This is a genomic window from Methylobacter sp. Wu1 (assembly GCF_036553575.1).
Classification (GTDB): domain Bacteria; phylum Pseudomonadota; class Gammaproteobacteria; order Methylococcales; family Methylomonadaceae; genus Methylobacter.
Genome location: NZ_JAZHOC010000074.1, coordinates 1 through 25,982, shown reverse-complemented (window position 1 = coordinate 25,982; position 25,982 = coordinate 1). Strand labels below are relative to the sequence as shown.

Below are 25,982 nucleotides of genomic sequence, written 5' to 3'. Positions count from 1 at the left end.
ACTCTCCTAAAACGGTTCTTTGAACGGGCGCAGATCCAGCTCGTGCGTCCATGCGCTCGGATGCTGCTCATGAACAGCCCAGTAAGTCTGAGCAATCGCTTCCAGCTGCAACAGACCCTCCTTGCCCTTGGCCTTGACGTAATCCGGGAATTGCTGCCGGGCGCGGTCACCGTCGATGACACCATCGATGACGGCATGCACGACATGGATGCCCTGCGGCCCGAATTCCCGTGCCATGCCCTGCGCCAAGGCCCGTACGCCGGCTTTGGCGCAGGCAAAAGCCGTAAACGGCGGCTTGGCCCGCAGTGAAGCCGTCGCGCCGGTAAAGAACAGCGTGCCCTGCTTTCTATCCTTCATGGCATTCACGGCGGCTTTACCGAACAGGAATGCGCCCAGGCAGTTCTGCTGCCAGAGTCTGGTAAAGGTTTCCTCATCGGTTTCCAGCAAAGGCGCCGGAATATTGCTGTCCACATTATAGGCAGCAATAGCGACCTGAAAGCCTTCCCGCTGAACCGTTTCGAATAAATGCCCGACATCGCGTCCGACAGTGGCATCGGCTATCACGCAAGTAACCGAGCCCCCCTTCTGCCGGATCGCGTCGGCGACCTGATGCAGCTTATCCTCGCTACGGCCGGCGATAAAAACGTGCAAGCCTTTTGTGGCGAAATATCTGGCGAGTGTCGCGCCGAGTCCGCGCTCTGGACCAACACCAATAATAACGGCTGTACATGGCTGCACTATTTTACTCTTCCCGCTTCGGTTGCCTCAGGCACTTCGATTAATTTCCCCGATTTCACGTCATAGACATAGCCGTAAACCGGAATATCGGACGGAACCAAAGGATGCGACTTAATGCGTATGACATCTTCGAGCACGCTTTGTGCCTGGTCTTTAATGGTCAGCCAGTCGATATACTTGCCTTCCGCCGAACCTGGACCTTCGCAGCAGTCATGCCAGCCGTTTGCATCGATGCTGGCGGTTTTCAGGCTGCTGCTCAGCAGATCGCGCATGATTTCATCGGTGAACGTTTCCATGCCGCAATCGCTGTGATGAATGACAAACCATTCGCGCGTGCCGAGCAGTTTGTAGGAAATGACCAGCGAGCGAATCGCATCGTCGCTGGCCCTGCCGCCGGCAGGGCGGATGACATGCGCATCGCCTTCGGAAAGCCCGGCATATTTGGCCGGGTCCAGGCGCGCGTCCATGCAGGTCAGGATCGCAAAATGCCGGCCCGGGGGCATCGGCAGATCGCCTTTATCAAATCCAGCCGCATAGTCGCGGTTGGCCGCCATTACTTCATTGAGTATTTTGCTCATAAAAATACCTCAGTTACTTTCTGCCGAATATCAGCGAGAAATTGTTGGCCGGCATATCGATTTTTTCCTTTAACTCCAGGCCATGCTTTTCGGCCGCCTTTTTCAGGTCAGCGATGTCTTTAAGCCCCCATTCAGAGACGCCGGCGGAACTCAGCGTGTCATGGAACTCCCTGTTGGACTCGGTCGTAAACTCGCCTTCCACCCGGAAAGGTCCGTAGATCAACAGAAAACCGTTGTCATTGAGTAAATGGGAAGCGCATTCCATCATGCCGTCAGCGATAGAAATCGGCGCAACCTGGAAAATATTGATACAGAAAATGGCCGAGAATGACTCTGGCATGCCGGGATTAAACCAGGTAGTCGGGTCCGTCAAATCCAGATGAACCGGATCGGCAATATTGTCGTTGCTGTGATCGATCGACAATTGTTTGATATTGTCAAAAACGCTTTGGTCCTTGTCGGACGGATGGAAATGCAAATGCTCGAAATGCGGCGCGAAATAATTGATATGCATGCCGCTGCCGCTGGCCATCTCCAGTACGCGGCCCGTATCTTTGGGCAGTTTTTCCTTCAATACGCCCAAAATCGGCTCACGGTTACGGCCGCCGGCCCAGGCGACATATTCACTTAAAGGATGAGGATCTAAAGGCGGTTTTTGTTGATTCATAATTAAATACTCTTAGTGATAAATATTCATTAGTTTTAAGGTGCGATCAATAAACAGCAATCTCCATGCCAGTAAATTTGAGTAATATTTTCCTTTAAATACAAAAAGTTAAATTTTTACTTTACCTGATTAGCGAAGCCATGCTTCAATGTGTGAAAATTCATTTCACAGAGCAGTCTTATGAGCAGTAACTCTCTTTCCGACCTGACACCCGTCTTTTTTCTGCAGACTTTCATCCTGGAATTGATGCATGCCAGCGAGCAACTGGGGCAAAAGCACTGTGAGCAACTGATCGAACACATCGCCCGAACGGCCGGCTGCTTTTTTGAGGAAACCTACCGCAACGATACCGGCAAAAACAGCCTGCTCGATCGGGAAAGCTACATAGAACTGATTCTGGGGCTCAAGAACAATATCGGCGGCCGGTTTTCGCTGGCTTCGAGCAACCAGGATTGCATTACCGTCACCAATTCCAGCTGCCCTTTCGGCGACCGCGTGACCAATTTTCCTGAATTATGCGGCATGACATCGAGCGTGTTCGGCGGCATCGCGGCCAGAAACTTCGGCTATGCCAAAGTCGAGATCAAAAAAAGCATCGCCCGCAATCACGGCGGCTGCGAGGTTTGCGTTTATACCAACCGCGATGCCGGCAAGGATCGCCCCGGCATTGAATACACCGATACGACCCCAATCAGGGAAAAGCGCGATATCGATGACCTGCAGGAGCGTATCGAAGAAAGCATGCTGCAAATCTGGCGCAAGCAGGCCAAGCCGACCGCCAAAAAGCACCAGCCGCCGGCCATCATCGCCAAATCGCCGGCCATGCAGAAAGTCCTGCAATCCATCGAAGTGATTGCGCCGACGCTGGCCACGGTACTGATCGAAGGCCAGACCGGCGTCGGCAAGGAACTGATCGCGCGCGCCATCCATGCCATGAGCGATCGCAGCCAGAAACCGTTCATTCCGATCAATTGCGGCGCCATCCCCGAAAGCCTGATCGAAAGCGCATTGTTCGGGCACGAGAAAGGCGCTTTTACCGGCGCCGTGGAAATTCACCAGGGCTATTTCGAGCGCGCCGAGGGCGGCACGCTGTTTCTCGATGAAGTCGATTCCCTGTCGCCGGCCGCGCAGACCCGTCTGTTGCGCGTGCTTCAGGAAGGCGAGCTGGAACGGGTCGGCGGCAAGCAAACCCTGGCAGTCGACCTGCGCATCATTTCGGCAACCAACCAGGATCTGGAAGAGCTGGTCAGACAGGGCCAGTTCCGCCATGACCTGTACTTCCGCATCAACGTGGTCCGGCTCGGCATTCCGCCTCTGGCCGAACGCCCCGAGGACCTGCCCTACCTGGTGCAACTGATCATTCAGCGTCTGAATAAAAAATACAATAGGCAAGTTGAATCGGTCAGCCGCGAAGTCATGCAGAAAATCCGCACTTACCCCTGGCCGGGCAACGTGCGTGAACTGGAAAACATTCTCGAACGCAGCCTGCTGTTTACCAAGGGCAAAGAAATCACCACACTGGATCTGGCGGTTCCGGCCACGGCCAACTCCGCCGAGGACTGGAAAAATCTCAAAGAAAGCGCCCTGTCCCGGGTCGAGCAAGCCTATCTGGAAACAGCGCTAAAAACCCATCAGGGCGATGTCAACAAAATCGCCGAAAGCATGGGCATCACTTCGCGCGCCGTCTACGGCAAGCTGAAAAAATACGAGATTAATCTGGCTGAGTACCGGAATCTGAAAACTTGACTGCTGTTTTGCATATCGGATTTGCACCGTAAAGAAACGCTGTAGGCTGGGTTGATAAACCCAGCATTTCGGCCGATCATGCCGGGTTTCCGCAAAGCTCCAGCCCAGCCTACACTTAATTCATGCAACTCGCCTTTCCTGATGCTGCAACACCAGACTGTACAGCACCGGAAACACCAGCAGGCTCAGCATGAGCACGCTCAGCATGCCGCCCAGCACCGGCGCGGCGATGCGCTGCGTGACGTCGGCGCCGCTGCCTGTCGCCCACATGATCGGGATCAGGCCGACGATATTGCAGATCGCGGTTATGGACACGGGACGCACGCGCAGAGCCGTCGCGGTTTCGGCGGCATTCCTGATTTCGGCGGCCGTCAGCGGCGCCTGTTTCAGCGTGCGCAGGCGCTCTATCTCCATGTCTATAAAGCTCAGCACCATGATGCCGGTTTCGGCGGCCGTGCCGGCCAGCGCGATAAAGCCGACATAAACCGCAACCGATAGATTGTATCCCTGGATAAAAATCAGCCAGATGCCGCCGATCAGGCCGAACGGGATCGTCAGCATGACCAGCAGAGGCTCGACGAAATTGCGGAAGGTAAAATACAGCAGCAGGAAAATCAGCAGCAGCGTGACCGGCACGACAACCTGCAGGCGCTCCGCGGCGCGCTCCATATACTCGAACTGGCCGGACCAGCTCACGGTATAGCCGGCCGGAATCTGCAGATTGTCTGCCAGCGTCTGTTTGGCGCGGTTCACAAAGCCGCCGATATCGGATGTCGTGATATCGACATAGACCCAGGCATTGGGCCGCGCGCCTTCGCTTTTAATGACGTCGGTGCCGCGCCTGAGCGTCAAATCAGCTACCAGCGCCAGCGGTATCTGGGCGCCTGCCGGCGTCGGCACCAGCACGCGCCGCAATGCGCCCAGATTATCGCGAAAATCACGCGGATAGCGCACGTTGACCGGATAACGCTCCAACCCTTCCACGGTTTCAGTGATATTCATGCCGCCGATCGCGCTCTGGATGACATCCTGCACATCGCCGACGGTCAGGCCGTAACGGGCCGCCGCCTCGCGGTTGATGTCGAAATCCAGGAAATAACCGCCCACCACGCGGTCGCCGTAAGCCGACAGGGTTTCGGGCAACGTTTTCATGAGCTGCTCGATCTGCTGGGATAACGATTGCAGGACGTTCAGGTCAGGCCCCGACACTTTGATGCCGACCGGCGTCTTGATGCCGGTCGACAGCATGTCGATGCGGTTCTTGATCGGCATGGTCCAGGCATTGGCCATGCCCGGAAATTTGATGGCCTCGTTCATCTCGTCCATCAACTGCCGGGTGGTTTTATCGGAATCGGGCCACTGGCTTTTGGGCTTCAACTGGATCGTCGTTTCGATCATCATCAGCGGCGCCGAGTCGGTGGCCGTCTCGGCGCGCCCTACCTTGCCGAACACGCGCTCGACTTCGGGAAAAGTCTTCAGGATCTTGTCGGTCTGCTGCAGCAGTTCGCGCGCCTTGGTGATTGAAATGCCCGGAAACGTGGTCGGCATATACAGGATGTCGCCTTCATCCAGCGGCGGCATGAACTCGCTGCCAATCTTCGACAACGGGTACAGCGTCGTCACCATCAGCAGCACAACCAGCAGGATCGTCAGGCCGCGCCAGCGCATCGCCAGTCTCAGGACCGGCGCGTGCAGAAAATGCAGGAAGCGGTTGGCCGGATTTTTATGCTCGGGAATGATACGGCCGCGGATGAAATAGCCCATCAGTACCGGCACGAGCGTAACAGTCAGTATCGCCGCCGCGGCCATCGCATAGGATTTGGTAAACGCCAGCGGGCTGAACAGCCGCCCTTCCTGAGCCTCCATCGCGAAAATCGGGATGAACGAGACGGTAATGATCAGCAGCGAGAAAAACAGCGCCGGGCCGACCTCGCGCGAAGCGTTGCCGATAGCCTGCCAGCGCTCGCGCGCAGTCAGTTCGCCCTGCTTCCTGTGCGCCGCCTCGGCCAGGTGCTTGTGCGCATTCTCGACCATGACGATGGCGCCGTCGACCATGTCGCCTATTGCGATCGCGATGCCGCCCAGCGACATGATGTTGGCGTTCAGGCCCTGCCAGCGCATGATGATGAACGCAGCCAGAATCCCGAGCGGCAGGCTGACGATGATGACCAGCGACGAGCGCAAGTGCAGCAGAAACAGCGCGATCACGAGACAGACGATGACCAGCTCCTGGGTCAAGGCTTCATTGAGCGTATCGACGGCGCGTTCTATCAAGCTGCCGCGGTCATAAACACTGACAATTTCGACGCCTTCGGGCAGCCCTTTCTTGAGTTCCTCCAGTTTGGCGCGCACGCCTTCAATGGTCGCCAGCGCATTCTCGCCGAAGCGCATGATGACGACGCCGGCCGCGACTTCGCCCTCGCCGTTCAGTTCCACGAGGCCGCGCCGCAATTCCGGACCGATCTGGATGCGCGCGACATCCTGCAGGCGGATGGGCGTGCCGTTGGCATCGACGCCGACCGGGATGGTTTTAAGATCCGCTATCGATTTGATGTAGCCCAGCCCTCTGACCATGTACTCGGTCTCGCCCATTTCCAGCAGGCGGCCGCCGACGTCGTTGTTGGAGCGCTTGATGGCCGTGACGACGGTCGACAGCGGAATCTGGTAGGCCTGCAATGCGTTGGGGTCGACTTCGACCTGATACTGCTTGACGAAGCCGCCCACCGACGCCACCTCGGCGACGCCGGGCACGGTCTGCAGCGGGTAGCGCAGATACCAGTCCTGAATCGAGCGAAGCTGCGCCAGGTCATGGCGGCCGGTTTTGTCGACCAGCGCGTATTCATAAATCCAGCCGACGCCGGTGGCGTCCGGCCCCAGCGTCGGCGTCACGCCCTGCGGCAGCCGCTCCCTGACGTAATTCAGGTATTCCAGCACCCGCGACCGGGCCCAATAAATATCCGTGCCGTCCTCGAAAATGATGTAGACGAACGACAGGCCGAAAAAAGAATAGCCGCGCACGACCTTGGCATGCGGCACGGCCAGCATGGCCGTCGTCAGCGGGTACGTGACCTGGTCCTCGACGACCTGCGGCGCCTGGTCGGCGTAGTCCGTGAACACGATCACCTGCACATCGGACAGGTCCGGAATCGCATCGAGCGGCATGTGCCGGTACGACCAGATCCCCGCCGTAGCAAGAATCAGGGCCGCCATCAGCACCATGAGGCGGTTGCTCAGCGACAGGCTGATGACGCGGCTAATCATGCTGATGCGGTGCCTGTTGTGATGGCTCGGGCGCCATCATCTTGCCCGTCGCTTCGCGCAGATTGGACTCGGAATCGATCAGGAACTGCGCCGATGTCACGACGGCTTCGCCCTCGGCCAAGCCTTCGCGTATTTCGACGTGACCGTTTGAGGCCAGTCCCAGCCTGACCGTGCGCGGCTCAAACCGGCCTTCGCCTTTCACGACAAAAACCCGGTCGCCGGCACTGGAACGAACCACGGCCTCGGTCGGAACAACCAAGGCTTCCTGCCGCCTGCCGGCCTGAATCGTGACTTCGGCGAACATATCCGGCTTCAGCAGCAGCTCGGCATTGTCAAAGACCAGCCGCACTTTGATCGTGCGCGTTTTGGCCTCGGCATACGGATAGATGAACGCCAGATGACCCTTGAAAACCTTGCCGGGTATGCCGGCCAGCCGCATTTCCACCGGATCGCCTTCCTTGACCCAGGGCAGTTCGTATTCGTAAATGTCGGCATACACCCAGACCTTGCTGAGGTCGGCGATCATATACAATTGCGTGGCCGGGGTGACATACTGGCCTTCACGCGCGCCGATCTCGATCACGATGCCGGCCGCCGGCGTGTGAATATGCAGGCTCTTTTTGATTTCATGCGTGTGCGTCAGATCGTGCAATTGATGCTCCGGCACATCCAGCAGTTTCAGGCGTTCGCGCGAACTGTTGACCAGTTCCTCGGCGCCGCGCCGGATCTCTGCTATCGGGCTTTGCTTCAGGACTTCGAGATTCTTCAAGGCCAGCACATACTCCTGCTGGCTGGCCACCAGCTGCGGCGAATAAATGCTCAGCAGATCGGTATTTTTCTTGACCCACTGGCCGGTCTTATCGACCGACATCTTCTCGATCCAGCCTTCCGTTTTCGGATGCAGGCGCACGATACGCTCTTCGTCATAAGCCACGCGCCCTACCGCGCGAATCTCCTGCGACAGTGTTTGCCGGCTTGCTTTGGCGGTGCGTACGCCGATGTCCTGCGTCGTCGCAGGGTCGATTTTGACGGTGCCCGGCTTTTCGGCAGCTTCCTCTTCCTCGGCATAGACCGGAACATAATCCATGCCCATGCTGTCCTTGGCCGGCACCGGCGAAGTCACATCCGGATTCATCGGGTTGCGGTAAAACAGCGGCTTTTTAGGCGCTGCCGGCGCGACAGCCGACTGTTCGTGAACCATTTGCCGGCTCGCCAGCCAGTAGCCGCCGCCGGCGCCCAGCGCCAGCATTAAAATAGCGGTTATGACTGTCTGTTTATTCATAAATCTCATCACTGCCGACGGCGGCGCTTAATTGTGCCAATGACTGATTGGCCTCGGTAAAAGCCTTCCAGTATTGGGTTTGGTAATCGAACAGCGTGATCTGGCTGCGCACCAGGTTAAGAAAATCGACTTTGTTGACCTGGTAACCGCTCAGCATGGAAGCGACGGTCTGCTGCGCCTGCGGCACGATGCCGGTTTCAAACAGCACGAACTGCTCCCTGGCGCGCCGGTAATCGCTGTAACTTTGCGAGATCTGCGAACGGACATTGTTCCATTGATCCTGCAGCGCATATTTCTGCTGCATCAGTTCGCTGGTACGCTGATCGACAGCTTTGGCTTGTTTCTGAGCCGCGAAGATCGGCACATTGACGCGCACCCCCAGACTCAATAAATCCGAGCGCCGGTCGCCGGCCAGGGTGTCATCGCGCGCACCATAGGACGCATCGACCATGAAATCGGGCAGATAATCTTTTTTTGCCAGCTCCAGCCGCGACTGCGCGGCATTGATATCCTGGCGTCCGCCTTCCAGCATGGCTCTCGACGCTTCGGCCTGCGCATAAAGCTTATCTTCCGGCAACACGGCCGGCAGCTGCATCGCAACATCAGCCGGCAGTTCAAGATCGCCGTTAGCCGGCCTGTCCAGCAGTGCATTCAGCTTGGCCGCCGCATTGCGCCGCAAGGCGGCCAGGTTTATTTTCTGGTCGAGCAGCTTGGACAATTCCAGCTGGGCCAGCAGAACGTCCTGCTGCAGGCCTTCGCCGACTTCATATTTGGTCCGGGCGATATCGACGAACTGATGCAGCAGGGACTGGTTGTTATCGACGATGCCGAGCGCGCGGTCCAGATAGAAGATCAGCCACCAGGTGACCTTGACGTCGCTGAGCAGGCGCCGGCGCACTTCGGCCGCGTTGTGCGCTGCCGCGGCCGCTTCGTAGGCGGCCGCCTGTTCGCGCAGGGCCAATTTGCCCGGGAATGGAATCGCCTGCGTGATGCCGACCAGAAGCTGGGTCATGTCCTCTTGCCGGGTATCGAAGTTGTCTACGGGCAGGCTCATAGCGCTGAAGCTGAGTTCGGGGTCCGGCAAGGTGCCGGCCTGCGAGGGAATGTCCGCCATTGCCCTGGCGCGGGCCAGCATCTGCGCCAGATCGGGATTATCCCGGACGGCCAGTTCGGCCGCGGCTTCCAGCGTCAGAACGGCCGGCTCCTGGGCACCGGCCATTCCTCCGGCCAACAAGAGCGCGACTAAGGCGATAGGCTTGAATAGGTTGGACGGCATGATATCCTCGCAATAAATCCGTTAGGGCAATGTACTGATTTAACTGTTAAGGCGCAAGCCCTCGTAGGCTGGGTTGAAGCTTTAGCGGAAACCCGGCATAAGTGGCTTGGAAATGCTGGGTTTAGCTACCCAGCCGACAATGCTGAAATGGCGCAAGCCCGCCCGGCATCAGCAGCTTCGAAATGAGGAGTTGCCAAATCAGCCCGCCTTTGTCTGGTTCGGCTTCCTGCGTTATTCCGGAACGTTTCGCCGACTCCTGTCATCCAATCTTTGTTGTAAATCACCTTCATCAAAAAGAATAACAAGGATCCGAATGATTTCGTTCGATAAAGTCATGTTCTTGCTCAGCGATGTGCTGAGCCAGCCGACGCCGGTCTGGGCCATTGTAGCCGCCCTTTTTATCTTGATTGCCGGAATCCTGTTCATTTACAGCCGGCGGCGTTACCGGAGCGTAGCCGAAGCGCCTGCGCCAAGCGGCGAGGCGCCTGCCTGGCACGGCATGAGCGCCGAACAGGTGCTGCGGGAGCTGGCATCGGTTCAGGCCGAAGGGCTCAGCCAGACCGAGGCGGCAGAACGGCTGAAACGATACGGTCCCAACAAGCTTGCCGAAAAACCGCCCAAACCTGCCTGGCTGCTGCTTTTGTCGCAGTTCAAGAGCTTTCTGATCGTGGTACTGATCGCCGCCGCCCTGCTGGCCGCGGCCGTCGGCGATATCACGGACGGCGCCGTGATTCTGGTAGTGGTCATCATCAATGCCTTCCTGGGCTTCTATCAGGAATTTCAGGCCGAACAATCACTGGCGGCGCTGAAAAAAATGCTGGCGCTGCAGGCTGAAGTCCGCCGCGAAGGCCGTAACCGGGATCTGCCGGTGGAGCAGCTCGTGCCGGGCGATATCGTGATTCTCGACGCCGGCGATAAGATCCCGGCCGATGGCCGCATCATCTCAGCCCACACGCTGGAGGTTGATGAATCTTCGCTGACCGGCGAATCGATACCGGTTGCCAAGCAGATCCAGCCGCTGCCCGAGCTTTTACCGCTGGCCGAACGCAACAACATGGTCTACATGAACAATGCCGTCACGCGCGGCCGCGCCGAAATGGTCGTGACCGCGACCGGCATGGACACCGAAATCGGCCGGCTGGCGGGATTGCTCGCACAGGCCGAAGACGGCGAGACGCCGCTGCAAATACAGCTGGACGGCCTGGGCAAGCGGCTGGCTCTGATCGCGTTACTCGTGATTATCGGCCTGTTCGTGAGCGCATTGTGGCGCGGCGAACCGCTGATAGAAACCGCATTTACGGCCATTGCGCTGGCCGTGGCCGCCATACCGGAAGGGCTGCCGGCCGTTGTCACCGTCACGCTGGCGCTGGGCATGCATCGTTTGGCCCGGCAGCGCGCGATCATCAAGCGCCTTGCGGCCGTCGAAACGCTGGGCTGCACAACCGTGATCTGCACCGACAAAACCGGCACGCTGACGGTCAACCAGATGACGGCGCGCTCGGTCTTTTATCAGGGCCGGAATTACTCTATCAGCGGCGAAGGCTATGACCTTGACGGCACGATTTCGGCCGAAGCCGGCCATAACGGGAATCTGTCGAATCTGCTGCTGCCGCTGGCGCTGTGCAATAACAGCCATCTGCATGACGGTCAAGTCGTCGGTGATCCGATGGAAGGCGCCCTGCTGGCATTGGCTGCCAAGGGCGGCATCGGCAAAAAAGAGGCGCTCGCCCAACTGCCGCGGTTGGTCGAACTGCCTTTCGACGCCGAGCATAAATTCATGGCGACCTTTCATCGCAACGGCGGCCACGTCAAGGTATTCGTTAAGGGAGCGCCCGAAATAATCCTGAACCGCTGCACTGCGATGCTCGATACCGAAGGCAAGCCCGCCCCGCTCCGTAACGACGAACTGCTGGCCGTCAACAAAACCATGGCCGCTACGGGCCTGCGCGTATTGGCCGTGGCCGAAAGAACGCTGCCGGTCGACCGGTTTGCCGGGGACCACGACCTGTTCCATTACATGGCGGAGCTGACCTTTGTCGCGCTGATCGGCCTGATGGATCCGCCCAGGCCCGAAGCGCGCAATGCGATCGCCCTGTGCCGGCAAGCGGGCATCGAAGTCAAGATGATCACGGGCGACCAGCAAGTGACGGCCAAAGCCATTGCACAGGAACTGGGACTGACAGGCGGCGTCATCGAAGGACTGGAACTGGCCGATCTGAACGATGAAGCGCTGGCTGGCCGCATTGAAAAGATCGGCGTTTTTGCGCGCACGGCGCCGGAGCAGAAAGTCCGCATCGTCAAAGCCCTGAAGGCCGACGGCCATGTCGTCGCCATGACCGGCGACGGCGTCAACGATACGCCGGCCCTGAAAAGCGCCGACATCGGCATCGCCATGGGCGTCACCGGCACCGATGTCGCCAAGGAAGCGGCCACGATGGTGCTGACCGATGACAATTTCGCCACGATCGTCAAAGCGGTCAAGGAAGGGCGCGGCATTTACGACAACATGATCAAATTCGTCCGTTTCCAGCTTTCGACCAATATCGGCGCCATCCTGGCCGTAGCCAGCGCCCCGCTGCTGAATCTGCCGGCCCCGTTCACGGCCGTGCAATTGCTGTGGATCAATATCATCATGGACGGGCCGCCGGCCATGGCGCTCGGCATCGACCCCGTGCGGCCGGGCAGCATGAAGGAAGTGCCGCGCGATCCGAACGCGCCCATCCTGTCCTGGCGGCGTCTGGGCAATCTGTTCACTTACGGTCTGACCATGGCGGTCGGCACATTGGCCATTCTTTATCACGGCCTGCAAACCGGCCCGGCCGGCTATGCCGCGACACTGGCTTTCACGACGTTCGTGCTGTTTCAGGTGTTCAACGTGTTCAACGCGCGCGCCGAAAGGATGACGACGTTCAACCGGCATTTCTTTGCCAACCGCATGCTCTGGCTTGCCCTTTTCGGCGTTGTGCTGCTGCAGGTACTGGCCGTGCATTGGTCCCCGGCTCAGGCCGTTTTCCATACCACGGCGTTGAAACCGGCAGACTGGCTCCTTGCCTTTGCCGTTGCCTCGTCCGTTTTGGTGTTTGAGGAATTGCGCAAATTCTTGCAGTTCATAGTCAAATGGCTTAGGACAGAAAAGTAGCCTTTGATTCTGCCCCGACAATAAAAACGAAGGTACTGTATGAAAAAAGTTACCGAAGTTTATGGTCAGTTTATCACCAACCTGGATAGCCGCTTGCTGCGTTACCCGAAAACGCTGATACTGCTGGTCCTGCTGCTTTGCGGATTCAGCCTGTATTATACGGCCAAGCATATGGGCGTCGATGCCGATACGACCGACATACTGTCGAAGGATCTGCAGTTTCAAAAAGATCGGGAACGCTTCATCAAGACCTTTCCGCAGGATGATCAGGCGATCCTGGTCGTTGTCGATGCCTGGACGCCGGAACAGGCCACTCAAGCGCTGGACTATCTCGGGGCGCAGTTCAGCCGTGAAAAACAGATACAATCGGTTTACATCCCCGGATCAGGGGAGTTTTTCGACCGGCACGGCCTGCTCTACCCGGATCTTAAAGATGTCCAGAATCTGGCCGGCAAAATGACGGAAGCCCAACCCTTTATCGGCGCGCTCTCCAAGGACAACAGTCTGAAAGAGCTATGGCTCATTCTCGGGCAGGCTCTCACCGAGGAAGCGCATGAGCTGCCGGTCGACCTGAATCCCATGCTGGATAAAATACGCCTGGCGATCCGGGCCGCGATCGAAGGTAAAACCTATCAGTTGTCCTGGCAGCAAATGATGATGGGCGAAGACAATGATTTGTTGAGCACCCGGCGCTTCGTACTGCTCAAGCCGCACCTGGAATTTAACGAATTGATGCCGGCCGAGAAGCCGCTGGCGGCGGTGCGGGCTATTGCGGATAAAGCCGAGCAAACCTTTCCCGGCGTCAATGTACGGCTGACCGGCGAGGTCGTGCTGGAACATGATGAACTGGCCACGGTGACTTACAGCGCCGAAATGGCCTCGGCGTTTTCGTTCCTGCTGGTCTTTCTGTCTTTACTGATCGGCTTCCGCTCTTTCAAGTTGACACTGGCTACATTAGGCGTCCTGACCATGGGCTTGATGCTGACTTTCGGCTTCGCCACGCTGGCTTTCGGCAATCTGAACCTCATCTCCATCTCGTTTGCGGCTTTATATATCGGCATCGGCGATGACTATGCGGTTCAGGTATGCATGCGCTATCGGGAGCTGTTGCGGCAAAACCTGTCCCGGCGGCAAGCGCTGACCGAAGCCGTGCACAGAGTCGCCCCGCCCATCACCCTATGCGCGATCACGGGGGCGACGGGCTTTTTTTCCTTCATCCCTACCCAATACACCGGCGTTTCCGAACTGGGTGCCATCGCCGGCGCGGGCATTTTTATTTCCCTGTTGATCACGCTGACAGTGCTGCCGGCCATGCTGAAGCTGTTCCCGCTGAATTCCGGGCCGGCAGAAAAAAAATCCGCTCATCTGTTCCCGGACTGGGTTTACCGCTTTCCGATCGAACATGCGGCCCTGGTCAAGTGGACAACGGCCGCCTTGATAGTGGTCGGACTGGGCCTGCTGACTCAGGCCCGGTTCGATATCAATCCGCTCAATCTGCGCGATCCCAAGTCCGAATCCGTCGTTACGTTCCGGGAGTTGCTGAAAACCCAGGATACCTCCCCGATGACCCTGACGGTGATGACGAAAAATAAAGATGAGGCGCTCGCCATGGCAGAAAAACTGAAAAAGCTGGAAACGGTCGAAAACGCGATCACGATATTTGATTATATTCCCGCCGATGAGGAAGCCAAGCTGGCCCTCATCGAAGACCTGTCTTTGGTTATGGGGCTCCAGCTGACTACTTTCCCGCCGCCTCATCAGGACAGCATCGAGAACAACATGGCGGCGCTGGAAAAGTTCAAGCAGGCCATCGAACAGCATTTGAAGGAAAAACCGGACGGCCAGCTGGCGGCAAACCTGCGTCTGTTGCTCCAGGAAGTGGAGTCGCTGATTGCCGTGCTGAAATCCGAATCCGAACCGGAAAAAAAGGCCACCCTGGATAAATTGCAGCGCAGCCTGCTGGGCACGCTGCCGCAAACCATGAACACGTTGCTGAAAGGACTGAGCCCTGGCCCGGTCACGATCGACACGCTGCCCCGCGATCTGGCCGAGCGCTGGCTCAGCAAGGATGGCGTTTACAGAATCCAGGTTACGCCCAGCAAGGATCTCAACGATGAAAAAAACCTGAAAGCGTTCATCAAGGAAGTTCGTCAGATAGCGCCTCACGCCACGGACCTGCCGGTCATTTATCTGGAATCGGGCACTGCGATAGTGAAAGCCTTTCAACAGGCGCTGGCCGGCGCGGTGGCGGCCATCATTCTGGTTTTGCTGTTCACGCAGAGAAGCGCCAAGGATGCGCTGTTGATTCTGCTGCCGCTGGTAACCACGGCCATCCTGACCGGCGTCTCAACGGTGCTTATGGACAATCCGTTCAACTTCGCCAATATCATCGTCATACCGATACTGTTCGGGCTGGGCGTTGATGCCGGCATCAACATCATGAGCCGCATACGCAGTCCCGAACACGAAGACAGCGTATTAAGAACCGGTACGGCGAGAGGTGTGGTCTTCAGCGAACTGACTACGATGTGCAGCCTGGTCAGCATGGCGTTTACACCGCATCTGGGCCTTGCCAGCATGGGGAAGCTGCTGTCTATCGGGCTGCTGCTGAACATTCTCTGCACCCTCATTATACTGCCGGCGTTTGCTTATAAGACACAGAGTTGAGCGGGTTGACTGATGCTGCGTAAGCGGGGCCGCGGGCCAAGACATATCAGCCGTTGGATCGGTTACCGATACTTATGCCAGAAATGAAACATGAATCCAATCACTAGCTTATAAGTTCATGGTCTATTATTTTGAGCCAAAACTTCCAAGATTTAACAAGGAAGTTATGCGATAATTAAGAAATAATTAACAAATGCCTTATGGCTTAAAATCAGGAAAGAAACACATGTTTTCATTGCAAACCATCTTCGGCAAAGGCGATAAATTCTATGGCCTGCTCGAAGCCAGTGCAGAATCCGCACGTTTGTCCACCAGGGCGTTAATTGAACTCCTAAGTACGCCCGCCTCGCAGCAATCCTTGGAAAAATTCAAACAGGCCCGCCGCCAGGAAAAGGATTTATTCGGGCAAATCAGTGAAGAATTAGTCAATACGTTTGTGACGGTGCTCGATCGTGAAGACATTGAGGCCCTTAACAGAGCCCTCTATAAAATCCCCAAAGTCGTGGAAAAGTTCGCGGAACGGTATACATTAGCCATAGATCGAATTGGCGATGTGGATTTCACCAGCCGCGCCGCCATGCTGGAACAGGCCTGCGAAGTCCTGGAACAAATGGTCAAACTGCTGCGTGCAGGAATGGACCTGGATCGGACCAAAAAACTGAACGATAAGCTGCAAGCCATTGAAGCCGAAGCTGACCGTCAAATCCTTGATCTATACCGGGATGTTTATGTCAACGAAACCGATCCGATCCGCTATCTGGTAAAAAAGGATTTGTTTCAGATTCTGGAAAAAGCGATCGACCGTTGCCGAGACGCGGGCAATGTCATTTATCACATCGTTCTGAAAAATTCATAAAAGGTTGCTATGCTGACTCTGCTCTTGCTTGTCATCCTGGCAGCGCTTATTTTTGAATTCATCAACGGCTTCCACGACACCGCGAACTCGATTGCCACGGTTGTGGCCACCAAAGTACTGACGCCGACGCAGGCGGTCATTCTCGCCGCAGTCACCAATCTGGTCGGCGCGTTTTCCGGTACGGCAGTGGCGAAAACCATTTCGTCGGGATTGGTCGACACCAGCCTGGTAAACATCACCTCCGAAGTCTTGATCTGCGCGCTGGCCGGCGCGATCATCTGGAACCTGATCACCTGGGCGCTGGGCCTGCCTTCCTCTTCCAGCCATGCCTTGATCGGCGGCCTGTGCGGCGCAGCGGTTGCGGCAGGGCACAATAATTTCGATGTGTTGATCTGGTCGAAAACCGCGGCGGTCTGGACAGAGAACAAAGGTTTGCTCTGGAAAGTAGTGATCCCTATGGTCAGTTCGCCCATTGCCGGTTTTACTTTGGGCGTCATCATCATGGGCGCCCTGATGGCCATCGTCAGCGGCATGAATTCCGCGGGCGGGGTCTTGGCGCGCATGGCGCGTCCGAAATGGATTAACGTCGTCTTTGGGAAAGCCCAGCTTTTATCGGCCGGTTACATGGGATTTGCCCACGGTACCAACGATGCCCAAAAAACCATGGGCATTATCGCCCTGGCGATTTTTGCCGCCAATAGCGCGGGCACGCTCGATCAACTGCCGGCCTGGGCCGAATTCCTGCGGCCGGATGGCGGAGAGAAAGATATCGATGCCTGGGTTGTATTTGCCTGCGCCATAGTCATGGCGTTGGGCACTGCGGTGGGCGGCTGGCGCATTATCAAAACGCTTGGCCACAAGATGGTGAAACTGCATCCGATCAACGGTTTCGCGGCGGAGACCAGTTCCGCGACAATCCTGCTGACCGCAGCCCACTTTGGCATGCCCGTTTCCACTACCCATAGCATTTCAACTGCAATCATGGGCGTGGGCTTCGCCAAGAATCCGCACGCGCTTAAACTCACCATCATTGAACGGATTGTCTGGGCCTGGGTTCTGACGATCCCGGCAGCAGGCGGGTTGTCCTGGGGCATGGTGAGTTTGTTGTCTCTGCTGCATTAACGGGAAATCGGGATTCCTGTATGCTCAAGCAGGACGGGATTTCCAACCCCGTCCTGCGCGGTAATTGAAATTGGCTCTTATTGGAATCCGGGAGATATCCAACCCTATTTGAACCCTTGAATTTGAGGTTCAGCGACGTAGCCATGCCGCACGAACAAAGCAACGATCAAAAAACCGGGAAAGCATCATCTGTTCGGGAAGATTCGAGAGAAATTCGGATTAGTCGGCTTCGATGGTGGCGGAATTGCTGGCGCGAATCCACCTTACGCGTTTTGCGGTATTGGTTTTCCACTGACTTTAAAATAATGGCCTAGTTTGAATTTTCTCCATACTCCACTTGGCTCCGAAAAGAAGGGGATTATGAATCGCTTATGCGGATAAAGATCGACTTTCCAGGTAGTTTCACCGAAGAACTCAAAAGTCACTAAATTAGGCTGAACTATATCTAATAACCTAAACTTTCCAGTGGCATACGGCCAGACTAAAACCGCATGGTCCAGAACGTGATATTGGTAATCAAGAAGACTAATATTTAGCGACTCTTCGTAGGGACAGTCATTTGTTGTGAAGACTAAATAGAACTCTTCATATTTAATACAGGCTTCAAATGTAGCCCCATCAATAAATGAATCAACCGCTTCTCCATTAACCAGCACTTGACTTTTAGGAGATTCTGTTTCCGTAGATTCAGAAACCAACTTTGTAGAAAATTCCTTTTGATCGAGCAGTTTCATCGTTTAACTCCTACCAGATAAAACCCATACCAAAAGCCGCTAAACCTCCGCCAACAAAGGCTCCTACTGTGACGCAAACAGGCGCCCCTGGTCCACAGGCTAGACCTGCAAGCGCTCCGCCCACTATCCCTCCACCAATTCCTGCCCCTGTAACAGCAACTTCCTTGCCTGCAGCATCAAACTTGTTTTCTGCAGTTGCAACCGTATACACAGATAAAGCAATTGATAAAAATATCAACCCCCTACCAGCATGAGAAAGCTTCTGCATCGCAGCTGTTACTTTAGGCTCTGATTTACCCGCTGATTTTACTATCTCAGAGAAAACTTTATTTTGTTGCTGTACTGTCAGATTATCGAATGCAGCTGCACCTCCATATAAATTTTGAGTTTTTTAGCTACAAGCTCGTTTAAAGTTCTTCCTTGACGCTTCATACTCTGGGCAATGGCTAACCCAACTGGAGTGCTTCTTGTTCTGATAACCTCCATAATAAGGTTTCTGGCCTCATTTGCTTGTTGAGCTGCTTGTGCCCAGCTTATCTTTCCAGTGGATGCCATCGTCCTTAATTCCGTTGACATTGCATGGATTTGCTTTGTATATGTCTGCCTCGCAGATGAGTCTACTGTCAAATGAACTCCTATATTCGCAATTTCTGCCTCTAAAGCTCTGATTGCACTTTCAAAAAGTTCACGGTCTTTTAATTGATTACTTGTCACTTTCAACCTCCATTTGCGTTCGACTCTGATCTAACGAGTTATCTAGATCTGGATATTCTATACTCTATCTCAACCTAAGCATTTAAAATATTCTTCGAAATCCAGTTTTCTAAATTGGGTAACATGCTAAATAGGCAATAAAGAATAAGGCTCTTATTGGAATCCGGGGAGATATCCAACCCTATTTGAACTCAAGCAGGACGGGGGTTGTAGCCCCACCCTGCACAGTGATCATTTACTCTTCATCCTGATCAACAGCCAACCGATAACCAACGCCAACCTCAGTCAGCAAGTAGCGGGGCCTGGCCGGATTGATTTCCAGCTTGTGGCGCAGTTGGCCCATGTAAATCCGAAGATAATGCTGATCATTGATATGCTCGCTGCCCCATACCTCCTTGAGCAGTTCATGATGCTTGACGACCAGCCCGGCATGACGGATCAGGATGCTTAATAGCCGAAATTCGATCGGGGTAACGCGCACTTCATTGCCGGAAATGAAGACTTTGCGATTCACCAGATCGACTTTCAATTCGCCGGTTTCAAAGACTTCGCTGCTGACAGCCCGTTTGGTCCGGCGCAGCAGGGCTTGCAAGCGCGCATGCAGTTCACCGGTGCCGAACGGTTTGGTCAGATAGTCGTCCGCGCCGGCATCCAGCGCCAGAATCTTGTTTTGCTCCTGGCTGCGGGCCGACAATATCAGCACCGGCAAATCAGACACTTGCCGCAGCTTTTTCATGACCGAAATGCCATCCATGTCAGGCAGGCCCAAATCCAGGATCATCAAATCGGGATTGTCGCTATGGACCAGAGCCAGCCCGGTCTTGCCATTATCGGCTTCAAGGATGCGCCAGCCTCTATGCATGAGATTGCTTTTTAGAAAGCGCCGGGTTTGCGGATCGTCTTCGATCAACAAAATCAATGGAGGAATTTCGTTCATGCTGTAGCGCTCTCAGCCTTATCCCAATTTAACGAGGGCGGTTCGCGCATCGGCAAATCGATCATGAATGCCGCGCCTTTGCCGGCCAGATTGGCCGCCTTTATGGCGCCGCCATGGGCTTCGACGATGGCCCGGCATAATGCCAGCCCCAATCCGACGCCGCTTGTCTGGGTTTCAGTCTCATGCCGGTAGAATTTATCGAACAATTTTTCCTCCATGCCTTTCGGTATGCCGTCGCCGTAATCGGATACAGTCAGCCGCACCGTGGCCGGCAACAGCTCGGCGCTTATATCGATAGGACTGCCCGGCGGCGTGTATTTGATGGCGTTTTCGATCAAATTGACCAGTACCTGTTCCAGCAGTACGGCATCTATCCACACCAGCGGCAGGCTGCCAGGCAACTGTGTGCGTACCGGCCTGCCCTGCAGGTTTTTATCCAGGCGGGTCAATGCGCCGCCGACAATCTCTTCAACCGCGTTCCAGTCCTGATGCAGAATGATTTCGCCGCTGCTCAACCTTGCCATATTGAGAATCTTGCTGGTCAGATCCGACATGCGCTGAGCTTCCTCCAGAATGACCTTGCCCAAATCCTGCTTTTCTTCCTCCAAACACTCGCTGCAGCTTTCTATCAGCGTGCTTGCGGCACCGCTGATACGGGTCAGGGGCGTGCGCAAATCATGCGATATGGCGCTCAGCAATGCATTGCGTAAGGATTCGGTTTCAGCCTGCAATGTGGCGTCTCTGGCCTGCCCTGCCAAATACAACCGTTCCAGGGTCTGGGTAATCAGGCTGCAGAATGTGTCGAAAAATGCACTGAGCTGCGGGTCGGAATCGATCGAGCTTGTCTTAAAACTTATGGACAGAACCGCCAATACGGTTTGTGATCGCATTAATGGGTAATAAAACGGGGCGCAGCCATTACGCCAATGCTGAACCTTAGCGAGCTTAAACGCCCGCTGCGCATCAGCCAAATCGGCAGCGCGCAGCGAAAAAGGAAGCGGTTCGGCCTCAGGATAAGCCAGACGGCCTTGTTCATCAGCAAACAACAATACGGACATGGCCCCGAATTGATCGTGAATATGCTGCACGGCAACGACGGCAACATTTTCCTGATTGCCGGTTTCCGCTAACGCCTGGCTTAACCGGTACAAGGCTTCGGTGCGACTCTCCCGCTGCCGGGCCAGTTCGGCTTGCAGGCGTGCCTTATCCTGCAAATTGCTGGTCAGGTTAGCGACGACTATCATCGCCCCCAAGCCGACGATGTTCTCAAGGTCGGAGATCGCGAGCGAAAAAATCGGCCTGGCAAAATAAAAAGCGAATAAAGGCGCACTTAACAGCGAAGCCAAAATAGACGCCCCGCGGCCGAAATGGTTTGCCACGAGAAATACGCCCAGCAGATAAATCATCAAAATGCTGGCTTCACCCAAAACATTCTGCAATGGCCAGTTGATCAGCGTACAGACAAACGGCGCAGCTATGCCCCAAGCATAACCTCGCAATTCACGGCCGCGCGGCAGTTTGTCGAGAAATGTCGGACGTTTTTTTAGCGTTGGCGGATTTTGCATGGCTTTATTGTTCAAATCTTAAAGGCATTTTATTTAAGATCGCTCGGATAAATGATGCCTTTTTCTTTAAAGTTCAATACGAATGCCCAATTCGATGACTAGCCCGACTGGAATTTTAAAAAACTCTATCGCGCTGGATGAGTTATGGAATAAAAAGCTGAACAGCGGCCGGCGCCATCGCGGCATCGGGCTTTTACGCCGGAAAGAAACCCGCTCGCTGCCGATGAAAAACGAAGTCTGCTCGGGATCGATAGCCAAGCCGTGCTGCCTGCATAATTCCAGAGCGCGGCGCACGTCGGGCGTTTGCTGAAAGCCGAAATAAAGCTTTACGCGATGGTAATTATGGCTTTGTCCGAAAGTCCGGATTTTGACGCGATGCGCTTCGTCCACATAAGGCTCTTCCTTGGTCACGACCGTCAGCACCATGACTTGCTCGTGCAAGACATGATTGTGCTCAAGGTTGTGCGCCATCACCTGCGGAACGCCATGCAGATTCTTGGCCAGATACATGGCCGAACCCGGCACCATCACCAGGGACTTATCCAATATTTTTTCTTCCAGTTCCTCGAACAGTACCCGTTTTTCATCCAGATACGCCGCCAACAGTTCGCGGCCCTTGATCCAGGTCGTCATGATCAGAAACAGCACCGTACCGATGAGCAGCGGCAACCAGCCGCCGGTCGGAATTTTCAGACTGTTCGATGACAGGAACAGGAAATCGATGGTAAGGAAAACCGACAAAAAAGTGATGCTGGTGATTTTGTTCCATTTCCAGAGTGCCTTGATGACGATGAACGCCAGCACGGTGTCGACAATCATGGTGCCTGTCACGGCAATGCCATAGGCCGAAGCCAGCGCCGACGAGGACTGGAAGCTCAGCACCAGCACGAATACTGAAACCATCAGCAGCCAGTTGACCACCGAGATATAGACCTGCCCCATCTCCTCGCCCGAGGTATGCAGAATCTGCATGCGCGGGCAATAACCCAACTGTATGGCCTGCCGCGTCACGGAAAAGGCGCCGGAAATGACCGCTTGCGAGGCAATGACGGCGGCGAGCGTCGCCAGCAGCAGCAACGGATACAGAGCCCAGGTCGGGGCGAGCAGATAGAACGGGTTTTGTATCGCTTCGGGATGCTCGAGCAGCAGCGCGCCCTGGCCAAAGTAATTCAGCAGCAGGGCCGGAAATACAAAGCTGAACCAGGCATAGCGTATCGGCTTCAGGCCGAAATGCCCCATATCGGCATACAGCGCTTCGGCGCCCGTAATAGTCAATACGATGGCGCCCATGATCAGAAAGCCATGCCAGCCCAATTCGATCAGCAAATGCACGGCAAAATAAGGATTAATCGCAACCAGCACGCTGGGCGCGTGAGTAATATTGATAACGCCCAGGACAGCCAGTGTCCCGAACCAGAAACACATGATCGGCGCAAACAGTTTGCCGACATGGCCTGTACCCTTGGTCTGCAACACAAACAATCCGCCCAGCACGGCAACGGTAATCGGCACCACATGATGGGCTAACGGCGGGGCGGCAATGCCCAAGCCTTCGACCGCGCTGAGTACGGAAATGGCCGGCGTGATCATGCCGTCTCCGTAGAATAACGCCGCGCCGAGCAGGCCGATGGTGACGATAAAGCGCATCCGGCCCGGATTATCCCGGGAACCGTGCAATGCCAGCGCCATCAGCGCCATAATGCCGCCCTCGCCTTTGTTGTCGGCGCGCATGATGAAGATCGCGTATTTGGTCGTAACCACCAGCGTCAACGACCAAAAAACCAGCGACAGCACACCGAGCACATGGATGTGATCGATCGGCACGCCGCCGTGGAAGACTTCCTTGAGCGCATATAGAGGGCTGGTGCCGATGTCGCCGAACACCACGCCTATTGCACTCAATGCCAAGCCGGCCAGTTGTTGTTTGGAGTGACTTGGCTGAGTAGACACAGTTGCGTGTTGAATAGACATGGCTAAGCGTTCCAAATTTCAAGTCAGGATTAAAAGGAACCGGCGTTAACCAGAAAATGCACGCCGATGGCCGCAAAGTAGCCCAGCAAAACCGCCGGAAGCCACTTCATATGGCTGCTGAAAGTATATTGGCCCTTGGCTTGTCCCAGCAAGCCTATGCCCGGCGCCGAGCCGATTGCCAGCAGACTGCCGCCGACGCCCAGCGTCAAGGTCAACAGCAGCCATTGGCCTTGAGGAATATCAGGCTGCATAGTAATCACCGCAAACATCAGGGTGCCGTTATCGACAAATGCCGAAGACAGGCCGATCAAGATATTCGCCAGCGTGGGGCTCAACTGGCCGTACAGCATATGCGAAACGGCGTCCAGATAGCCAATATAGCCCAGGCCGCCGATGCCCATCATCGCGCCATAGAAAAACAGCAGCGTATCCCATTCCAGACGGCCGACTTTTTCAAACACATCGAGCTTCTTGGCGCGGGCATCGGCAATATCGAGATCACTGACATCGGCGCCCGAAAATAAATCGTACTCTAATTGCCTTAAGCTCCGCGAATTTGAGGTTTTGTGCAGATAGAAAAAGAAAAATTGCAGCAATGACAAACCGGCCATCATGCCTGCCGCCGCCGGCAAACGGAGTTTCACATCAAAAGCGACAGCCAGGGCGATAGTGACCCCAAACAGAAAAATGATGCGCTTTGCGCCGCGCGGCAGAACCACCCTCTCGGTCTCGACAGCCGGCTTGTCTTTGGGCAACGCAAAATGCATTGCCAAAGCCGGAACTAAAAAATTCACCAGACAAGGCACGAACAGCTTAAAAAACTGAAGAAATCCCAATATGCCGTATTGCCAGACAAACAAAGTCGATATACCGCCCAGAGGACTGAAAGAACCGCCGGCATTGGTGGCTATTACAATATTGATGCAGGCTAACGAAACAAACTTCGGACTGTCTCTACCGACGGCGACCACTACAGCGCCCATCAACAATCCCGCCGTCAAACCATTGACGACGCTGGAGATAAAAAACACCATGAAGCCGGTAATCCAGAACAATCGCCGATAACTCCAGTGTTTGCTGACCAGCCAGAATTTTATCGCTTCGAATATCCGCATGTCTTCCATAGCATTCAAGTATGTCATGGAGACCATGATAAACAGCAGCAATTCCATGTAAGTCTGCAAATTGCCCCTAAAGGCCGCGATGGCAAGCTGGTTTTGACCTTGCTGTTGATAGACTGTCACGATGACAGCCCAAATCAGCGCCGAAGCCAGCAACATCGGCTTGGATTTGCGCAGTTCGGTGACATCTTCGAGCATGGCCGCGATATAGGCGACGACCATCACAGCCAATGAAAAATAGCCTGCCCAGTGATGAGTCAGATCAAGCTGCTGCACCGCCGGCGTTACCGCTTCGTCTTCGGCATATCCCAAACCCGGCACTAGCAATCCAACCGTTCCAAGCAGATAAAACAAATACCGCACTTCACTCTCCTGTGCCGATCAGACCAAGAAACCGATCTACAAGCCTTGATTATTAACAATACAAAACGGCAGTCAGAAACTGCAGTTCACAAGGCCGGGCATTGTAATGAGCTGAGTGTAAAAAATGCGTAAAGAGCCCAAATTCTTTCGTAGGAAGTGCTGATCTGCAATTGCAGTTTAGATGAAGTGACAGGCAATCTCCGGCCAGCGCCGAGTCTAGTCAACCTTCAATCTGAAACCGCTGAGAAGCGAGGAGTAGGCTGGGTTGGAGCTTTAGCGGAAACCCGGCATGGGCGGCGTTGAATGCTGGGTTTGGCAGCCCGGCCTAACGCGTTCATGATAAAAAGCGCTTCGCCTTTCGTCTACCCCTTCCAAAAGACGGGTGACCCAGCGTATAGGGCGCATTAGCGCCAGCGTAATGCGCCGAATGGCCGAAGCCAACATGCGGCGCAATACGCTCACGCTATTGCGCCCTACGAATGCTACGAATGCACTTTACCGCATCACGAATGCATCTTACCGCGTTGATTGTAAAATGCATATGGCATTATGCGGGCTCATAACGGTCGTCATAAGGGGCGCACTTACTGCGTCCCATTTGATGAATAGGTTAGGTTTATTGCCGCAGCCAACACCTGCAGGGCGATACTTAGAATCCATACCCAGTAACCACTAGCCACTGAGAAGGTCTCAGATCCTGTATCAGTAATCGGAACTTTTTTGTATAGCAGGAAGCTAAGTGCAAGGATTAATGCAACTAGCGAGTAGGTTAAGCATTTTGACAAATTGTGAGAGTGTTCTGTCCAGGACAGGAGCAAGAACACGTTTGCGAGCCATGTTGGATAGAGCAGAAAGAGGCTGATCGGACCAAAGAACACAAACACAAACCAAGCGGGATAGTCATTGTTACTGCTTGTGCGAAATGCTGTGAGGGTTAGACAGACGAAAAATAAAATGATGCTTAACCCAACTAATAATCCAGATAAATTCTTAGGCATACAAAATCCTGAAACCTAACGTTACAGTAAAGGGCGCGCCGCTAACGAAAACAAAACGAAGCCACCAGACCTTAATAAAAAACTAGACTTCAAAATCGCCAACGGGCGGCGCATCCCTTTGAGCGATATGTTGGACGAAGCCGCTAACGCGGAGAAAAAGCCCCAGCGCCCGATTATTTATAGAATGTAACCTCAAGCCCTCACTGCGAGGGATCATTCCACGACGAATCATGAGGTTACCCGACAA

At 55.0% G+C, this 25,982-nt stretch carries 19 protein-coding genes; 5 read left to right on the top strand and 14 right to left on the bottom strand.

The window, feature by feature from the left end:
* Positions 1 to 6: 6 nt before the first annotated feature.
* Genes V2P20_RS16465 through V2P20_RS16455 form a run of 3 tightly spaced genes read right to left on the bottom strand, consistent with a single transcriptional unit; the run spans position 7 to position 1,983 of the window.
* Positions 7 to 741: an SDR family NAD(P)-dependent oxidoreductase gene (locus V2P20_RS16465; RefSeq protein WP_331820478.1), complete on the bottom strand. Its 735-nt coding sequence runs from the start codon at positions 739 to 741 to the stop codon at positions 7 to 9.
* On the bottom strand, positions 738 to 1,316 hold the full coding sequence (locus V2P20_RS16460) for a carbonic anhydrase (protein WP_331820210.1): 579 nt from the start codon (positions 1,314 to 1,316) through the stop codon (positions 738 to 740). Before V2P20_RS16460 ends, V2P20_RS16465 begins: the two co-directional genes overlap by 4 nt.
* 13 nt (positions 1,317 to 1,329) lie before the next feature.
* Positions 1,330 to 1,983 (bottom strand): DUF938 domain-containing protein, encoded by a 654-nt coding sequence (locus V2P20_RS16455; protein WP_194972222.1) that lies wholly within the window; start codon positions 1,981 to 1,983, stop codon positions 1,330 to 1,332.
* A gap of 180 nt (positions 1,984 to 2,163) precedes the next feature.
* On the opposite strand from V2P20_RS16455, the gene V2P20_RS16450 reads away from it, so the two are divergent.
* Positions 2,164 to 3,729 (top strand): sigma 54-interacting transcriptional regulator, encoded by a 1,566-nt coding sequence (locus V2P20_RS16450; RefSeq protein WP_331820204.1) that lies wholly within the window; start codon positions 2,164 to 2,166, stop codon positions 3,727 to 3,729.
* Positions 3,730 to 3,849: 120 nt separating this feature from the next.
* Here the strand turns inward: V2P20_RS16450 and V2P20_RS16445 are convergent, their stop codons facing one another.
* The 3 genes from V2P20_RS16445 to V2P20_RS16435 are packed head-to-tail and all read right to left on the bottom strand — an operon-like array spanning position 3,850 to position 9,548.
* A complete protein-coding gene (locus tag V2P20_RS16445) occupies positions 3,850 to 6,990 on the bottom strand; it encodes a CusA/CzcA family heavy metal efflux RND transporter (RefSeq protein WP_331820202.1) in 3,141 nt (1,046 codons plus the stop codon).
* Positions 6,983 to 8,272 (bottom strand): efflux RND transporter periplasmic adaptor subunit, encoded by a 1,290-nt coding sequence (locus V2P20_RS16440; protein WP_331820200.1) that lies wholly within the window; start codon positions 8,270 to 8,272, stop codon positions 6,983 to 6,985. Before V2P20_RS16440 ends, V2P20_RS16445 begins: the two co-directional genes overlap by 8 nt.
* Complete coding sequence (locus V2P20_RS16435; protein ID WP_331820198.1) at positions 8,265 to 9,548, bottom strand: TolC family protein; 1,284 nt, start codon at positions 9,546 to 9,548, stop codon at positions 8,265 to 8,267. The genes V2P20_RS16440 and V2P20_RS16435 overlap by 8 nt, the downstream gene beginning before the upstream one ends.
* A 313-nt stretch (positions 9,549 to 9,861) precedes the next feature.
* On the opposite strand from V2P20_RS16435, the gene V2P20_RS16430 reads away from it, so the two are divergent.
* The 4 genes from V2P20_RS16430 to V2P20_RS16415 all read left to right on the top strand — a co-directional run bounded on the left by V2P20_RS16430 (position 9,862) and on the right by V2P20_RS16415 (position 17,332).
* The gene (locus V2P20_RS16430; protein WP_331820196.1) at positions 9,862 to 12,687 is read left to right on the top strand and encodes a calcium-translocating P-type ATPase, PMCA-type; all 2,826 of its coding nucleotides are present in this window, start codon (positions 9,862 to 9,864) and stop codon (positions 12,685 to 12,687) included.
* A 39-nt stretch (positions 12,688 to 12,726) separates the two neighbouring features.
* A complete protein-coding gene (locus V2P20_RS16425; protein ID WP_331820194.1) occupies positions 12,727 to 15,354 on the top strand; it encodes an MMPL family transporter in 2,628 nt (875 codons plus the stop codon).
* 226 nt (positions 15,355 to 15,580) lie between these two features.
* Entirely contained in the window at positions 15,581 to 16,210 is a 630-nt protein-coding gene (locus V2P20_RS16420; RefSeq protein WP_331820192.1) for a pit accessory protein, read from the top strand.
* A 9-nt stretch (positions 16,211 to 16,219) separates the two neighbouring features.
* Positions 16,220 to 17,332 (top strand): inorganic phosphate transporter, encoded by a 1,113-nt coding sequence (locus tag V2P20_RS16415; protein WP_331820190.1) that lies wholly within the window; start codon positions 16,220 to 16,222, stop codon positions 17,330 to 17,332.
* Between the two features lie 263 nt (positions 17,333 to 17,595).
* On the opposite strand, the gene V2P20_RS16410 is transcribed toward V2P20_RS16415, so the two are convergent.
* From V2P20_RS16410 to V2P20_RS16375, 8 genes are all read right to left on the bottom strand, one after another.
* Positions 17,596 to 18,066 carry a hypothetical protein gene (locus V2P20_RS16410; RefSeq protein WP_331820188.1) on the bottom strand — a complete coding sequence of 157 codons (471 nt, stop codon included), beginning with the start codon at positions 18,064 to 18,066 and terminating at the stop codon, positions 17,596 to 17,598.
* Positions 18,067 to 18,076: 10 nt separating this feature from the next.
* The gene (locus V2P20_RS16405) at positions 18,077 to 18,334 is read right to left on the bottom strand and encodes a hypothetical protein (protein WP_331820186.1); all 258 of its coding nucleotides are present in this window, start codon (positions 18,332 to 18,334) and stop codon (positions 18,077 to 18,079) included.
* A gap of 77 nt (positions 18,335 to 18,411) precedes the next feature.
* Complete coding sequence (locus V2P20_RS16400) at positions 18,412 to 18,780, bottom strand: hypothetical protein (RefSeq protein ID WP_331820184.1); 369 nt, start codon at positions 18,778 to 18,780, stop codon at positions 18,412 to 18,414.
* Positions 18,781 to 19,015: 235 nt separating this feature from the next.
* A complete protein-coding gene (locus V2P20_RS16395; protein WP_331820182.1) occupies positions 19,016 to 19,717 on the bottom strand; it encodes a response regulator in 702 nt (233 codons plus the stop codon).
* A complete protein-coding gene (locus V2P20_RS16390; RefSeq protein ID WP_331820180.1) occupies positions 19,714 to 21,282 on the bottom strand; it encodes a DUF4118 domain-containing protein in 1,569 nt (522 codons plus the stop codon). The genes V2P20_RS16395 and V2P20_RS16390 overlap by 4 nt, the downstream gene beginning before the upstream one ends.
* A 66-nt stretch (positions 21,283 to 21,348) precedes the next feature.
* On the bottom strand, positions 21,349 to 23,253 hold the full coding sequence (locus tag V2P20_RS16385) for a potassium transporter Kup (RefSeq protein WP_331820178.1): 1,905 nt from the start codon (positions 23,251 to 23,253) through the stop codon (positions 21,349 to 21,351).
* Positions 23,254 to 23,282: 29 nt separating this feature from the next.
* Positions 23,283 to 24,737 carry a sodium:proton antiporter NhaD gene (gene nhaD / locus V2P20_RS16380; protein WP_331820176.1) on the bottom strand — a complete coding sequence of 485 codons (1,455 nt, stop codon included), beginning with the start codon at positions 24,735 to 24,737 and terminating at the stop codon, positions 23,283 to 23,285.
* 584 nt (positions 24,738 to 25,321) lie between these two features.
* Positions 25,322 to 25,735, bottom strand: a complete 414-nt coding sequence (locus tag V2P20_RS16375; RefSeq protein ID WP_331820174.1) for a hypothetical protein — start codon at positions 25,733 to 25,735, stop codon at positions 25,322 to 25,324.
* Positions 25,736 to 25,982 lie beyond the last annotated feature (247 nt).